This window comes from Nocardia sp. NPDC059691, from assembly GCF_042733915.1.
Taxonomy (GTDB): Bacteria; Actinomycetota; Actinomycetes; order Mycobacteriales; family Mycobacteriaceae; genus Nocardia; species Nocardia sichangensis.
Window position 1 is genome coordinate 81,147 of the sequence record NZ_JBHWFB010000017.1, and the last position, 15,052, is coordinate 96,198.

Sequence of the window (15,052 nt, forward strand, 5' to 3'; positions counted from 1 at the left end):
AGCCCGACTGTGCCGGGCGGCTACACGGTCGAGCACACTACGTACGATTTCAGCGACATTCCTCGGAATGGCGATTTCGCCGTGCTACCAATCGAGCCCCGGACCGGTGCGTCGGTACGGGGCTCGTTCGGGGGTATTCGCGCCTATCCACCGATCGCTCGGTAGCTTGACGAAAGCAAACCTACCTCGCGCAGAAGCTTTCTCCAAATCGAAACGTCCCCGTCCAGCACTGCTCGGCAGCGCGCCAGCGTGAATCGTGACTGTGCCGATCTATTCCGCTTTCCGCATCCTGGGCAACTCGGTGTCGATACCGCGGTGTCCGGGTTGCTGTGCGCATCGGCTCCACCTGTAGTGGGGGTAGTGGTCGTCCTTTTTGATGTAGGACAGCCGCAGCAGGACCTGTTCCAGCGACATCGACAGTTCGGCGGCGAGTTCGGCCATGACCAGCATCATGGTGGCGCTGTCGAGTTCGTGAGGGTCGGTGAGGATTTCGTCGAGCACCATGCCGCTGAAGGCTTGTTGTCGGGTCAGGACCCGTCCGGGCAGCCAACTCAACGCCCACCGCTGTCCACGGATCCCGTCGGCCAGGCGGATCGCGACCTCCGGGGAGATGGCACTGGCGATCCGCAAGGGCCCGATGATCAGATCGTTCATCCGCGCGGCCACAATCTCCTTCAACGACACCGCGTTCACCGCTGAGGCGGCGGCCCCCCTGTCCCCGACCGCCGCGCAGTCGTCGTCGCTGAGGCGCGCGCCGCGCTGGGCTTGCTCGGTTTCGGCTGGGGTGAGCTTGTCGATGGTGCGCTGCAGCTGTTGCAGACCTGCATCGACGTCATAGTGGTAGTCGTTGTCGGATGCCAGGTAGCCGTCGAGTTCGGTGAATACCTCGTAGATGCTGACTGTCGTGGTGGTGGTGTCCCTTTCGGTGTCCTTGGTCATGCTGTTACTTCACCTCCGTTATCGGCCCCTGTGCGTGGGGTGCGCGGGATGCGGCCGTGTGGATCGAACTCGATCCGGTAGCTCCCGCTGTTCTCGATCGCCCGGATCCTTCTGCGGGCTCGGCTCTTGTGTGAATGCACCGTCGACACACTCGCGCCGATCACTGTCGCGATCTCCGCATCCGGCAGCCACAGATCCCACGCCATCACCGCCACCCGGTATTCCGCGGCGGTCAGGTTCTGTCGCAGCACCTGCCACACGTAATTGACGGTGTCGTCGTCGAGGACGCGGTCGGCGGGGTTCTTGGTCACCACCGACAGCCCGAGCATCGGCACCGCGGTGTCTGTGTAGTCGGGCACCGACACGACGCCGTCGCTGCGCCGCCACGAATCGATCACCCGGCGTTTGGCGATGGTCATAATCAACGCAGCCGCCTCTGGCGCTTCGGCGTTGAGGAAGTCGCGGTCGTATTGCTCCCACACGGCGAGGAACACTTCTTGCACGATGTCGTTGGCCCGGTCACGATCGCCCCCGAATGCTTTGATCGCGAGCCGGAACACCGCAGGAGCGTGAGAGCGAAACAGGTTGTCGAACCGGCGTTGCGGACCGGCCGGATGCTGCTGATCTGTCATCGCGCCGAAAACTCCCCGCCGATCAGGCCCGAAGACTCCGACACCGTGAACCGTGCTACGCCTTCGGGAAGGATCGACCGTGGCCCCGTGCCGTCGGTGCGGCGGCGGGTGCTGGCGAGCACGGTGGTGGCGGACACGTGACAACGTGCGGTCCTGACAGTGGCCGGCAGCCGCCGGGGGTTCGGTAGCTGCGTTAGGGACCGCGGGACCGCCGGTACCAACGCAGAACACCACGCAAGCGGGCCCGCCATCGACAGCCGACCCTCACCAACCCACAACAGCGTCATGCCACCTACTTCGTAGCGCAAGCATGAATTCTTGAACCCGCCACGGCCAGTCGCGCCGACACGCCGAAACATCTGTCCAGCTCGTAACCGGTGCCGCCGCTGGCGTCGCGGCATCGCCTCGGGCTGCGACATCCTCGGCGAGTCCGGCACAACTGATCACTGCCCGCCACGGTCGGCAGGAACAGCTCGAGATCATCGCATCGCCAGCCACCAAGCACGGTCGTCTGCGCCCGTGGGCAATATCGGCAACTCCCGATGGACGCTGCAGATTCGCGCGCGGCAGGGCGCGAGGGCTGCTCGCTCTTACGGCCCGGTAGGTCGTCGTCACAGGTCGAAGGCCAACTGGTGGTCGGTCACGCGGGCTGCGTCCGCCGGAATCTGGTGGTGGCCGGGCGGAACGGTGTCCGGTACGGCCATTGCTTCGGCGATCTTGCTGGCGAGGCGAGGCTCGAGGGGCAGTTGCAGGGTGTGCAGGCGCTGTGGGTTGGGGCGGGTCAGTCCCATGGTCTGCGCGACGATCCATGGTTCGATGCCGGATTCCATCATGCGGGTATCGAAGGTGTAGCGCAGGGTGCCTGGTGAGAGTTCGAGCCCGGCTTCGCGACCGATCGTGCGCACGATGCGGTCGATCGAGCTCGAGGAGATGCGCCGCCGCCGCTCGGAAACGAACAGTGCGCGCGGGCGCAGCGCGCCGAGCATGGCGCGCCGTTCGGCCAGCCAGAGCTCCAGCAGGCGTCGAGTGCTCGCCGCCAGGACAACCGTCCGCGTGGTCCCGGAAAGTCCATGGACCCTGAGACAACCGGACTCGGCGCGAAGGGTCAGCCCGTCCACATCCAACAGGCGAACTTCCGACAGCGACAGGCCGTTGTTGAGCAGCAGCCCGACGATCGCGTGATCACGGTGGCTGCGCGCCGCGGCCGCGCGCAGCAGCGAACTCTGCTCGCCGGCGGTGAGAGTGCGCGGAGTGCGTGAGGGGTGTTTGATCCGCGCGAGCGTGGTCGGCCCCACACCGCGCCACCGGTAGAAGGTGTTGATCGCCGCACGGGCGAGGTTGACCGTCGACGGCAACACCCGCCGCTCACCGGTCAGATGATCGTGGTACGCCAACACGACCCGATCCCGAACGACCGGATCATGAAGCGCCTCTCGACGATCTGCCCGAGTCTCCAGCCACCTCAACAGATCCGCGACGCGCTCGCAGTAAGTCTCCCGGGTCCGCTGCGACAGATCGTCTCGACCCGCCAGATACGTCTCGAACCGGTCCAGCTCTTCCCGCGCCCACAACGACCGCGGCGCCGACTTCCGCATCGACGCCCTCTGCACCACCGCGGTGACAGCGCTTCCCATACTCACCTCCCGGCACGATCCGCCCGTCGAGGATCGCACTCACCACCGACAATGCGCCACTTAATACGATTAGTGCCCAACCGGATCCCCGCGATGGGCACTAATCGACAATAGATCGAAGTCTAAGAAACAATGGCGCTCCGTGAGATGACCGCACCGCCGATAAGCGAAAAAGCCACTGGCAGCCAACGGCTACCGCAGGGAAACCATCGAAACCGTCGTCATGGGCCCGTTCCGGCCGAATATTGACTTCGATCTTGCCCGTTGCGCATTAGGGCGGGAGCGAATCACCCGACGAAAGAGTGCGCTTGCACAACCGACGCGCAGCTGTACCGGTGATGATACAACCAGTGGTTTCACGGCATTCCGCGGCGAGACACATTCAGCGCGACCATAGTTGGGCCACCCGGTGTGGGTGATGGTCTGCAATCGCTTGTACAAAGTGGGTTGGCTACTGCTATTGACGGAAGGGGCCGGGGCTGCCAATTCTGGTATGGAGATACATCGTGACGGTGGCCGAATTCGCGCCACGATTCGTGCGGTCTCGCATACTGTTGGTTCAAGGAAGTCGAGGTGTGTCATGGCGCCGCCCCCGGGGTTCGATTGGAACTGGGCTGTCACTAGCGGAGGGAATTTGACTCGTCGTCAGATGAATCAATTGCTCGGGCTTCTGCTCATTACGATGCCCGGCTTACTGGGTGGTCGCATCGCGTCGTTCTTCGGTGCTCGAACAGCGGCCACCCGACTCGACCTCACAGCGCTGCAGCCACCCGATTCAGCCATGGCGCTGGCCGCCGGACGAGAAGCGCGTGGCGTGCTGAGCGCCAGCATGCTCAACCACTCCTACCGCGTCTGGGCCTTCGGTAAAACCCTTGCCCGCGCACAGGGCGCCCAACTGGATGACGAACTGTTCTACACCGCGGCCATGCTGCACGACATCGAACTGGAGAACCCACAACCGAAGGGCTGTTTCGCAGTCCGCGGCGCAGAGCACGCCGCCCAGCTCCTCGGCGAACTCGACGTGCCCGCCGATCGGGTCGCCCTCATCCGCGACGGCATCGCCGGGCACATGACCCTCGGCGCCGACTCCGACCTTTCCGACCTCGCCGGCGCGCTCTCCGCCAGCGCAGGGGTCGATCTCTTCGGCAACCGCATACAAGAACTCGATCCGCAGTGGGTCGCCGAAATCATCTCCCGCCATCCACGCTTGGACTTCAAGCGCCTCGTGACCGCAGCCGTGGCGCGGGAAGCCGAAGCCGTCCCCGACGGACGAACCGCTCTTCTACGCAGCTTCGGATTCGACCTCATGGTCGACTCGTCGCCATTCGCCGAGTAAATCGCTTGGATGATTCCAGGGCCCACCTTGCGACTCGTCGTGAGGCGACAAATTTGTGCCTCAGATCGTCACGTTGAAGCTACGGCTCGGTCGCTCGTCCGGCTTGGATGATCATCGCTCGAGCCTCGTCGCCGTAAGCCGCCTGTCGGCGAAGGCCTTCCCAGGCCTTCTCGTAGTACAGCAGCTCTGAGGGCGTTGTGATCGATAGTTCCGCACTGAGCGTCTCGACGAGCGCGAGTCGCGCATCGTAGACCGCAAAACTAGTTGTGGTGTATACGAACTGGGATCTCATTGGGACGATGCCCAGCACGAGGCGCGGGTTGCCGAATCCCGTATCGAGCAGATGCTGCAGTTGCGCCTCTCGGACTTCTTCGTCACCGACGGACGTGTAAAGCACAGGTTCGTGGAGCAGCACCGAAAACTTCGTTCGGCCCGTGCGAAGGGCACTTCCTCGCGCCATCCGTGCGTTGACCGCTTCTTCCAGGTCATCGTAGGTGCCAAGAAATCCGATGCACGTCGACAGGACCGCACGTGCATACGACTCGGTCTGCAGTAGTCCTGACACGATCACCGAGGAATAGATCCGGACTGCATGCGCGTCCATGTCGAGCTTCACGCCGCGGCGCTGTCGATGCGCGTGGCCGCCTGCGGCCACACGCTTCCACTCCGCCCACTGTGCTCGAGCATTGCGCAGCGACGCAATCAGGTCCGGTAGCACGAGCTCAGCACCGCAGATACGGCACCAGTCCTCGATATCCGCCTCGCTCGGTGATTGCTTGCCGGTCTCGATGCGCGAGACCTTCGACCAGTGCCAGCCTGCTGCGTTGCCGAGTTCGCGTCCGCTGAGCCGTGCAGATTTGCGAAGTTCACGCAGGCGTGTCCCGAGTACCTGCTTGCTCTGGGCGGCGCCTGTCACCGGCGAGTCAGGTACTCGACGTAGGGTGTGGACGCCGACCAGACCCGGTCCCTGACCTCTGCAGCATAGGCAACGATGACGGGGTCGTCGGTGGAGGCGGCGCCGACCCAGTATCCCCGTTCGTCGAACAGGCTGTAAGCGACCAAATTGTCATCGAACAGCCAAAAGTCATCCGCGGAGGAGTCAGGAGACTCGGCCAGATGCCGGGCCAGGTAGCGGACGTCCTCGCCAGCCGCAACGTTGTGACGGGTCAGCGCCAGCAGGTATCGGGTGTAGAGGGTATGCGGTTCGGAGACAATGCGCGCTCGCTGCATCACCACGCCGCGCTCGACTGCCGCTTCGACCTGTCGCTGCCATCCGGCGAACCACTCCCCGCCCGGGTCGATTGTTTCGTCTTCCCGGAACGCAGCCAACGAAGGCTCCTCGTTCTCGGTCAGGTAGTCGTCTCGTGTCTCCAGGTGGAACGCGCGGTGCTTCGCCGAGCCGAGCGCCGCGCGAAATCGTTCAGCCCCGAGCAGTAGCTGCATCCGGGCGCACCTCCTGGCCGATCGCCACCTCCACCGCGGTCTCGTGGTCGGGAATCTTCATCTGTGCCAGCGCTTCCGAGTCGATGACGGGTTTGCCGGACAGATAGAACGTTCCATGTCCGGAGTCTTCCAGTCCTGTCAAGCAGGTTCCGGCCGGACTGTAGGCGAGTAGCCGGTGGGGAATCTCGATTCGACTGTCGTCGTCGGTCTTCCACCCTTGGACGAGGTAGGTGTCCCGGTCGCTGGCATACAGGCGCGGCGACCCGTCGCCGCCTGACTCACCGCCGATGAACCGTACTTTCATGTGCTGGACAGCCCTTCTGTTTGTTGTGGAAGTGTGCGATTGCATCTCCAGAGTCGCAGTTGAAGCTTCTATGCGTCAACCGATTGCGCACATTTGCGCACATTTGTAGTGGCGGGATGTCAGCGAGCCATACCGTCGACATGCCCGGGATCAGCGGCATGCGAGAGGATGTGAGACGCGGTGAACAGCGGCAACACACACGCCGCAGACGTACGGTTGCTCCTCATCTGCCACGGACATGCACCAAGCGATGCCCGCAACGAATTCATGGGCCCGAGGCGATGCCGCGGTCTGGACAGGGCAGGTCAGCAGCAGGCGCGGTTACTCGGTCAACGGCTCGCCGCGCAGCATCTGCAACCACAGGTGATTCACCACATTGACGTAGCCCGAGCTGAAGACACCGCGAACATCATGGCCGCGTTCCTGGGCCATCCACCCGTGTTGGCGAGTCTGAGCTGCCGCAACTACGGAACGGCCGACGGAGCGCTCGTAGATGAGATCTATGCAGGCTTCGAGTCGCCCTCGGAGCTGAGGCCCGACATGCCATTTGCTGAGGGCGCGGAGTCGTGGGCGCAGCTGACCGCGAGGGTGGGACGTGAACTCAACAACATCATCGCTCGCCAAGGCGGACGGTCGACTGTCGTGGTGTGCGACCAGGACACAATCGGGGCCACCTTCCAGCTCTACCGCGGCGACTCACCCGACGCGGCGCAATCCCGACGCAGCGGAAACACCGGCATCACTGAGTGGCAGCTGACGCTCGAAAAGGACGGCGATCCAGCGGCAAAGAAGTGGAGAGGAAAACTCCTGTGTCACAACGACGTAGCACATCTGCCGAATTCACTCGGAACCTCGCGAGGCCGTCAGCTCACCAGTAGCCGCCCGCCTGTACGAGCGTGACCCGCAGCCAATGGAGACCTGTGCTCCGACGCGCCATTACCTCATCCGAAGACGTTGCGGCACTGAATAGTGCGGCTGCAACGCAGGACCATTGGAGTACTTGTGTCGATTGATCCGTCTCCTCAGACCGGCGTCCGCGCTCCCGTGGGTGTGGACACGACGCGCGCGAGTATCGCCCGCGTCTATGACGCCACCCTCGGTGGCAAGGACAACTATGAAGTAGACCGCTTCGTGCGCGACAAAGTCGCCGAGGTCGCGCCGCGGCAGAGCGATGTCGCCTGGATGAATCGCCGCTGGCTGCACCGGGTGGTGCGTTATCTCGTCGGTACCGCCGGCATCGGTCAGCTGCTGGATGTCGGGGCGGGTCTGCCGACCGTCGGCAACACACACGAGATCGCGCAACAGCAGACCCCCACGGCGCGCGTGGTGTACGTCGACAACGATCCGGTGTGCAACATCCACGGCCGCGTACTACTCGAGCGCAACGAGCACACACGGTTCGTGCCTGCGGATCTGACCGCGCCGGAAACTCTGCTGGCGAACTCCGAGGTGACCCAGCACCTCGACCTCACCCGACCGCTGGCGCTGATCCTGTGCGGCATCCTGCATCACGTCGACGACGATCTCGATCCGGCGGGGATCATGCGTCAGTACATCGATGCGCTGCCCGCCGGCTCCTACGTCGCGATCACGCATTTCTACGATCCCGCCGACGGCGGCGAGGCGCACGAGATGGCCATCGAGCTGCAACGGCGTTTCACCGAAATGGGCCTTGGCTCCGGGTGGTACCGCACCAGGGAGCAGATCGCCTCGTACTTCGGCGATCTGGAACTGATCGAGCCCGGTCTGGTCGAACTCGACGACTGGTGGCCGATGGGGCCCGCGCTGCGGCCGCGGCTGACGGAGGAACGTCTGCTGCTCGGCGGCGTCGGTTTCAAACCCAGCGAACGCGGCAACGTGACGCTTCTTCCGCGCCGCTGACTCCACGTCAGCGACGCCGCCGCCTCGAGCGGTCACTCGAACTCTCACCCCGTGTAGGAGCGCACACCCGATGCTCGAAGACCACAGCCCGGTCGTCCGAACCGATATCCCCCACTCCGCGCGCATCTGGAACTACTGGATGGGCGGCAAGGACTATTACGAGATCGACCGCATCGCAGGCGATGCCGGGATCGAGGTGGATCCGGACATCACCACCATGGCGGTGCAGTCGCGCCAATTCCTCATCCGCGCGGTGGGCTACCTCGCCGGGGAACAGGGCATCCGCCAGTTCCTCGACATCGGGACCGGCCTGCCCACCATGCAGAACACCCACGAGGTGGCCCAGAGCGTCGCGCCCGAGTCCCGGATCGTGTACGTGGACAACGACCCCCTGGTGCTCACCCACGCGCGGGCACTGCTCACTTCCACCACGCCCGAGGGCGTCACCACCTACGTCGACGCCGACTACCACGATCCCGAGCGGATCATCGCCGACGCCAAGAACGTCCTGAACTTCAACGAGCCCATCGCCGTGATGTTCATGGGCGTGCTCGGTCACGCCAAGACCTACGAGGATCTGCTGCGCATCGTGCACACCGTGCTGGACGCCGTGCCGTCGGGCAGCTACCTGGTGATGTGGGACGGCACCGACGATTCGAAGGCCTTCGTCACGATGTGTGAGAACTACACCGGCACCGGCGGTGTGCCCTACATCCCCCGGCCGCAGGCTCAACTGCGCCAGGTTTTCGACGGCCTGCACCTGGTGGAGCCGGGCTTCGTCTCGATCACGCAGTGGCGCGCGGATGAGACGGAAGTGGGCGAGATTCGGCCGATCTCGGCCTACGGCGCGGTCGCACGCAAACCGTAGAGCAATTGTCGACCGGCGGGGTTTTCCGCCGCATCCGAGTAACGAGAATTCGGGGCGAGCCCGCCCATTCTCTCAACATTTCTGTGGCGATCATTCACGTCTTGTTCAGGAGTAAATTTCATGTCTGCCATTTCTGTGTCGGACTCCCGGATTGTCGTTGTGGGCGCCGGCGCTGCTGGGCTGATGACCGCTCTGCAGCTGTGGCTGCGGGGCGAGCCTTGTGTGGTGATTGACAAACGGCTCAGCCCCTGGTCGGATACCCGTGCGATCACGCTGCATTCGTCCACGCGCGAGGATCTCGAAGCGATCGGGCTTGCCGACAGCCTCGGCGCGGCAGGTCTGCCGAGCTACTCGATGGACTACCACTTCAAGGGCGCCAACCGCGGGGGTGAATCTCCGCGACTGGATTTCACAAAGCTCAAGGAGACGAAGTACCGCGATATTCTGAACATTTCTCAGGAGGTCACCGCCCGGATTCTGCGTCAGCGTCTGACGTCGCTCGGGTGCGAGATTCTGTGGGGCACTGAACTGCGGCACCTCACCCGTGACGACGGCGGTCGGATCACCGCAACGTTGGGCATGCGCGGCGATGCGGTGGAGGTGATCCGCCCTGAGTTCGTGGTGGGTTGCGATGGGGCGCGCAGCACTGTGCGCCGTCAGCTGGGCATCGAGTTCGTCGGCGCGGCATACGACAACGACCTGAGAATGATGGACACCGTGCTGTGGGGGCTGCCGCTTCCCCGCGACCGCCTCCACTACCTGATCTGCGATCAACGCCTGGTATTCCTCGCTGCATTGCCCAGTGATCCACAGGTCCCGCTGTTCCGGGTAATCATCGGCGAACTCCGAAGCGATGGTCACCGCGCCGAGACCACGCACGCCCTGTTCCAGGAAGCGTTCGACGTGCATTTCAACGGTGCGGTGACCGTGGGTGAGCCGAAGTCGGCGATCAGCGATTTCCGGCTCGGGCAGCACATCGCCACCCGCTACAGCAACGACAGCGACAACATCATCCTGTGCGGCGACGCCGCTCACACCCAAACCATCGCCGGGGGCATGGGCCTGAACCTGGCCCTGCAGGACGCGATCAATCTCGCCCCGAAACTGGCATTGGTCGTCAAGGGCCTGGCCGATCCCTCGCTGCTGCGTTCGTACGAAACCGAACGGCGCCAGGCCGCGATCCAGGCCGGCGAGGTCGCCGGCCGCGTGCACGGCGTGATCATGGACCCTCGCACGCCCCTGGAACAACGCGCCGCGGCAGCGGCGGAGTTGAACGACGAAGCCGTCGGGCTGATCTCCGGTCACCGACTCAACTATCGAGCTGTTATCGGGCAGGCCGCAGAGCTCACAGTGCTGGAGGGGTTGACAGCGGGCGAGCGCGCCCCCAACGTCGCCATCACCCGCGAGCAGCGCGTCCATGACCAGATCGGTCACTACTACACGCTGCTGGGTGTCCAGGACGAGCCCGACTCGGCTGCGGCATGGACGAAACTGGCCCGCGAGGTCCACGAGCGTTTCGGAGAACGCGTCCGATTCACCCTCATCACGCCGCCCGGAGTTCACAGCGGCGCACCGGTCCCATCCATCATGGCCGAAACCAGACAGTTCCATTCCGTCTACGGTGCCCGCGACCGAAACGCGCTGTGCCTGGTCCGGTCGGACCACTATGTCGACATGCGCTGCCTACAAGACCAGCAGGACGCGCTTCTCAACAAACTCGGCGCTGTCTTGACCTGACAACGCAGCCACGACGCGCCCAACTCGTCGCGCCGACCGCGCGCGACAATCTCACGCTCACCGGATCTCTCGAACCCTCGTCAGTGCACCCTGCGGCCCAGCGGCCCGAGCGGCGCGGGAGACGCCTGTCCGAGCGACCCGCATCGCCGTTTCGTTCCCTTCCCATCATCCTCGAATCCTCATGTGGAGTACGACCTCGAATGACAACACCCCCATCACCGACACCCGCAGACCCAACGGCCACCACGACTGGAATGTGCCTTGTTTCGCACGGGTCTCCATTCCCCACCAATGATCCACGCGTCCCCCTCTACGGCTCGGACTTCGCCGCCGACCCGCACGGCCTTTACGGCCGCCTCCGTGAGCAATATGGTTCGCTGGCGCCGGTCGAACTGGAGCCGGGAGTTCCCGCGACGCTTGTTGTTGGGCACGCGACGGCTGTGAAAATTCTTCACGACACCGACCACTTTGGATCCGACCCCAGCATCTGGCAACAGCACGTGCCGCCGGGATCGGCCGTTCTGGAGATGATGCGACACCTGAGGGCGGCCAGATTCACCGATGGGGACGCCCATAAGCGTCTTCGCCAGGCCTGCGCCGACGCTATCGACGGGGTGAACCTGTTCGATATTCCCGCCCTCGTCGAGGGCATCGCTGTGGCACTGATCAACGAATTCTGTCAGACCGGTCACGCCGACCTGCTCGAGCAATACGCCTCCAAGCTGGTGCTCGCAGTCCTCAACGAGATCATCGGCTGCCCACCAGAAATCGGTGACCGCGTCGCCACAGGAATGGCGTTGCGTTTCGACTCCGGCGGAGACGCCGCCCAAGGCGTAGCCATGCTGCGTGATGCGCTCAGCGCGCTGATCACGTTCAAACGCGCACAGCCGGGCGACGACATCACCTCACGACTGGTGTGCCACCCGGCCGATCTCGATGACGAGGAGATGTTCGCCCAGCTGGCAAGTCTCTACGGCGCGGGCTTCGAAGCCCAGCGCAACCTGCTGACGAACACCGTATTGCTCGCTCTCAACGACCCCCGATTCCACGGCGACCTCCACGGGGGCAGCTTGTCGACGCGTGACGCGCTCGACGAGGTGCTGTTCACCGATCCGCCCATGACCAACTTCTGCATCAGATACCCCCGCCAGCCGACGCTGATCGACGACGTGTGGTTGCCGCCGAACCAGCCGGTCCTCATCAGCCTCGCCGGTTGCAACCACGACCCGGCGCTCAGCGCTCAAGACCGCACCGGCAATCGGTCGCATCTGGCGTGGGGCGCGGGACCGCACATCTGCCCAGCGAAGTCGGTTGCGTATCTCATCGTGGAGCATGGGGTCGATCAAGTGCTCGATGCCCTGCCCGACATGAAACTGGCCGTGCCCGCGACCGAACTGGTCTGGCGGCCAGGGCCTTTCCACCGGGCGCTGTCCGCGCTGCCGGTCATCTTCCCCGCGACGCCGCCTTTGGTGACAGGGCTGTGGTCGTTGACCACGGTGCCGAATACCGCTGGGAAGCTGACCGGCGGTCCGGCGCTGAACCGACGCCGCCCTACCTCCCGCCTGGTGTGAACGGATTCTCGCTGTGGGTGATATCGATGACGACGATTGCTGCGATCCGACCGCGTGGTACCACCACGAACTGTGGCGCGCCGAGACCTACGGTTGGGACAGCCTCGCCAAAAAGCTTCGCGAGGCCGGCCCACCAGCACGCGAACTCGCGCGCACCCCGGTCATCTTCGAGGCGCCGATCACCAGCGATCCCGGCAATCTGCTGGCACTACTGAGCGCCGCAGCCTCGAACGACCTCGCGCTCGTCGTCACCAGTGACGCCGCTAGCCGCGCACTGGGATGCGCCCGTTACGTCCTGGACTCGGTCGGCCGCGACGACGTCCCGGTCGTCGGCCAGGCGCGACCGCCGCAACAACACCACGGGCTGGACAGTGACGGCTCAGCTGCTGCCGCTGTCGACGATCCCAGTGTGGATGTCCTCGCCGCGGTCCGGAAGGTATGCGCGACCTCTTCTCCCGCTGTGCGCTGGATCGCCACCGGCTCCCCGGCCACGCTCGCCAGCGTGCTCCGGCATGACGCGCAGCTGCGCACGCTTCTCGCGGTCACCCTGTCCGACACCGAATTTCTCCACGCCCCTGCTGACGCGGCCGCGGTTGTCGAGTCCGTGGAAGATCTGATGCTCGTACGATCGCAGACGGTGTCGGTTGCGGAGATCACCATGCACGACGGGCTGTTCGCTGCATGCGGCGTACCGGCCGATCCCGCGCTCGGGCCCCTTCTGGACCGCTGGCCCGCTGACCCGGTGTGTTCTGCGCTGCCCATCGCGACGACAGCCGCAGGATTGCTGATGCCGTTCGAATTCACCCAAGAGCATGTGATCATCAGCGAGTCCGGACAGATCATCGTCGATCCGGCCAGTGGCTACCGGCGGTGGGTCACCACGGAAATCAGCGATGTAGCCTTCTGGCTGAGTAAGCAATTGGCGCATCTGCCCATCGCGCGCGAAAGGCCGCGAGCGTGACAGGCGCAACCGAGATTCTTGAGCTCTACGACACGGTGGACAGCGCGTGAAACCGGGGTCGCATGATGTTCGGCAGCCTGGGACCCCAACCGATCACTCGCCCGTGGACGCGACAGCAATGTCAGCGACACAGAACACGCTGCGAGACTCGACAATTCAGCTCCGCAACTTCGCCAAGGCTTCGTGATGGACTGATCACATGGCAGATGATCACCCCACACTCAGCTCCGCCTTGCCCCAGTCGGTGGCAGAAGCGCTGCGCGACGCGGTCACCGGACTGCACGACTGGGGCGCTATCGTCGTCGCAGGATTCCCAGCGTCCGGGAAGTCGACGGCCGCAGCATATCTCGCGGACGTGTTGGGCGCTCCGGTGTTGGACAAGGATCGGTTCGCGCCGGTGCTGGAGGAATCGGTCATGCAGACGTTGACCGGCGACCCCCACGATCGCGACTCCGAGACCTACCGCACGCTTGTCGGCCCCGGCATCTACGACGGGCTCATCCGGACCGGACTCACCGTCGCCGCCACACACCCGGTCGTGCTCGACGCCCCGTTCCTGTCCACTATCCGCCAAGCCGCCGCGCGTGAGATGCCGCTGAGCGATCACCTCCGGGACTACACCGGCCTTGCTGAATCGGTTCCGCTGGTGACGATCTGGCTCGATGCGACCGCGCCGCTGATCCGCGCGCGGATGATCGCGCGCGGCGCCGAACGCGACGCACCCAAGCTGGCGAACTGGGAGACCTACCGCACAGAAGTTCTCGATAGCGGAGTCCGCGCCCTCGCCCACACCTTCTGTGACCACGTCATCGCCACCTCTCCTGCGGCGGGATAGCTGTCGGGGCGGGTGGTCAGTGGCGCGTACCGGCGTGTAGCGCGTCGATCGCGGGCAGCGTTTCACTGCGGAGGAAACGTTCGATGCGGGTGCGCTGCTGCTCGTCGACACCGGTCAGTGGCGCGCGTACTTGTAGGGGGAAGCCGGGCAGCCGTGTGGCTGCTGCGGCCTTCGCGAACGCGATGTCCGACAACCCCATCGCCTTGCGGGTGTCGCTGTAGGTGTCGCATACCCGCTGCCAGTTGCTCGCCGAGGCTTCGTCACCGGTCCTGGCGGCTGCGGTGATCGTGACCGGCAGCTCGGCGACCGGGCCGCCCGCGCCGGTGACGACCCCGTCCAGGCCGAGTTCGGCCAGCCGCGCCGCGGCGCGGTCGTCGCCGACGAGCACCGACAGCCGCGGGCAGCCTGTCTTGTACGCCCGGGTGACCTCGAGATCCTTCCCGGAGTCCATGACGCCAACCAACTGCGGGAACTCCCCCGCCAACCGTGCTACCACCACCGGGCTGACCGGGTTACCGGCGTGGCGTGGGAAGTTGTACACCAGCCACGGCAGCTCGATGCCGGTCATGACTTGGCGGAAGAACTGCTCGACGCCGGACTCGGGTGCGGCGGCGAAGAAGTACGGGGCGATCACCGCCACAGCGTCGGCGTGCTCCACGGCATGCCGCGCTGCCGCGCGGACATCGGCCACCGCCGTGGCCCCGACATGCGCGATCACCGTCCCCGCCCACTCGCTGCACATTCGCCGCAGGCGCGCCCGTCGGGGCGCACTTCACCAAGTGCTGGGCACCCGCGGGCGGGAGGTTCATCGTCGCGGGCACCGGCACCGCTGCGGTCGTCGAACCGTGGCTGAAGGCGATCGCCGCCGGTCCGGATCGCTCGGCGGCCGCGGTAATCGCCGAGGCGGAGTC

Annotated in this window: 15 protein-coding genes; 8 read left to right on the top strand and 7 right to left on the bottom strand. The window is 64.8% G+C overall.

Features of this window, described 5'->3' with window-relative positions:
* Positions 1-270: 270 nt before the first annotated feature.
* The 3 genes from ACFV2O_RS31155 to ACFV2O_RS31165 all read right to left on the bottom strand — a co-directional run bounded on the left by ACFV2O_RS31155 (position 271) and on the right by ACFV2O_RS31165 (position 3,205).
* On the bottom strand, positions 271-939 hold the full coding sequence (locus ACFV2O_RS31155) for a hypothetical protein (protein ID WP_379255061.1): 669 nt from the start codon (positions 937-939) through the stop codon (positions 271-273).
* Positions 936-1,571 (bottom strand): RNA polymerase sigma factor, encoded by a 636-nt coding sequence (locus ACFV2O_RS31160; protein ID WP_379255062.1) that lies wholly within the window; start codon positions 1,569-1,571, stop codon positions 936-938. Before ACFV2O_RS31160 ends, ACFV2O_RS31155 begins: the two co-directional genes overlap by 4 nt.
* 611 nt (positions 1,572-2,182) lie before the next feature.
* A complete protein-coding gene (locus tag ACFV2O_RS31165; protein WP_379255063.1) occupies positions 2,183-3,205 on the bottom strand; it encodes a tyrosine-type recombinase/integrase in 1,023 nt (340 codons plus the stop codon).
* A 580-nt stretch (positions 3,206-3,785) separates the two neighbouring features.
* Here ACFV2O_RS31165 and ACFV2O_RS31170 point away from each other — a divergent pair.
* Positions 3,786-4,541 (top strand): HD domain-containing protein, encoded by a 756-nt coding sequence (locus ACFV2O_RS31170; RefSeq protein ID WP_379255065.1) that lies wholly within the window; start codon positions 3,786-3,788, stop codon positions 4,539-4,541.
* A 79-nt stretch (positions 4,542-4,620) separates the two neighbouring features.
* Here the strand turns inward: ACFV2O_RS31170 and ACFV2O_RS31175 are convergent, their stop codons facing one another.
* The 3 genes from ACFV2O_RS31175 to ACFV2O_RS31185 are packed head-to-tail and all read right to left on the bottom strand — an operon-like array spanning position 4,621 to position 6,288.
* Positions 4,621-5,457, bottom strand: coding sequence for a helix-turn-helix domain-containing protein (locus ACFV2O_RS31175; RefSeq protein WP_379255067.1), 837 nt, complete (start codon positions 5,455-5,457; stop codon positions 4,621-4,623).
* Positions 5,454-5,984 (bottom strand): DUF6879 family protein, encoded by a 531-nt coding sequence (locus ACFV2O_RS31180; RefSeq protein ID WP_379255069.1) that lies wholly within the window; start codon positions 5,982-5,984, stop codon positions 5,454-5,456. The genes ACFV2O_RS31175 and ACFV2O_RS31180 overlap by 4 nt, the downstream gene beginning before the upstream one ends.
* A complete protein-coding gene (locus ACFV2O_RS31185) occupies positions 5,962-6,288 on the bottom strand; it encodes a hypothetical protein (RefSeq protein WP_379255070.1) in 327 nt (108 codons plus the stop codon). The genes ACFV2O_RS31180 and ACFV2O_RS31185 overlap by 23 nt, the downstream gene beginning before the upstream one ends.
* A 180-nt stretch (positions 6,289-6,468) precedes the next feature.
* On the opposite strand from ACFV2O_RS31185, the gene ACFV2O_RS31190 reads away from it, so the two are divergent.
* The 7 genes from ACFV2O_RS31190 to ACFV2O_RS31220 all read left to right on the top strand — a co-directional run bounded on the left by ACFV2O_RS31190 (position 6,469) and on the right by ACFV2O_RS31220 (position 14,141).
* Positions 6,469-7,188: a histidine phosphatase family protein gene (locus ACFV2O_RS31190; RefSeq protein WP_379255072.1), complete on the top strand. Its 720-nt coding sequence runs from the start codon at positions 6,469-6,471 to the stop codon at positions 7,186-7,188.
* A gap of 102 nt (positions 7,189-7,290) precedes the next feature.
* Positions 7,291-8,169 carry an SAM-dependent methyltransferase gene (locus ACFV2O_RS31195; protein WP_379255073.1) on the top strand — a complete coding sequence of 293 codons (879 nt, stop codon included), beginning with the start codon at positions 7,291-7,293 and terminating at the stop codon, positions 8,167-8,169.
* Between the two features lie 70 nt (positions 8,170-8,239).
* Complete coding sequence (locus tag ACFV2O_RS31200) at positions 8,240-9,037, top strand: SAM-dependent methyltransferase (protein ID WP_379255074.1); 798 nt, start codon at positions 8,240-8,242, stop codon at positions 9,035-9,037.
* A 120-nt stretch (positions 9,038-9,157) separates the two neighbouring features.
* Positions 9,158-10,774, top strand: a complete 1,617-nt coding sequence (locus ACFV2O_RS31205; protein WP_379255076.1) for an FAD-dependent monooxygenase — start codon at positions 9,158-9,160, stop codon at positions 10,772-10,774.
* Between the two features lie 254 nt (positions 10,775-11,028).
* Positions 11,029-12,345, top strand: coding sequence for a cytochrome P450 (locus tag ACFV2O_RS31210; RefSeq protein WP_379255078.1), 1,317 nt, complete (start codon positions 11,029-11,031; stop codon positions 12,343-12,345).
* A gap of 13 nt (positions 12,346-12,358) precedes the next feature.
* Positions 12,359-13,306, top strand: coding sequence for a hypothetical protein (locus ACFV2O_RS31215; RefSeq protein WP_379255079.1), 948 nt, complete (start codon positions 12,359-12,361; stop codon positions 13,304-13,306).
* A 199-nt stretch (positions 13,307-13,505) separates the two neighbouring features.
* On the top strand, positions 13,506-14,141 hold the full coding sequence (locus ACFV2O_RS31220; protein WP_379255081.1) for an AAA family ATPase: 636 nt from the start codon (positions 13,506-13,508) through the stop codon (positions 14,139-14,141).
* Between the two features lie 16 nt (positions 14,142-14,157).
* On the opposite strand, the gene ACFV2O_RS31225 is transcribed toward ACFV2O_RS31220, so the two are convergent.
* Positions 14,158-14,883 carry a dihydrodipicolinate synthase family protein gene (locus ACFV2O_RS31225; protein ID WP_379255083.1) on the bottom strand — a complete coding sequence of 242 codons (726 nt, stop codon included), beginning with the start codon at positions 14,881-14,883 and terminating at the stop codon, positions 14,158-14,160.
* Positions 14,884-15,052: the final 169 nt, after the last annotated feature.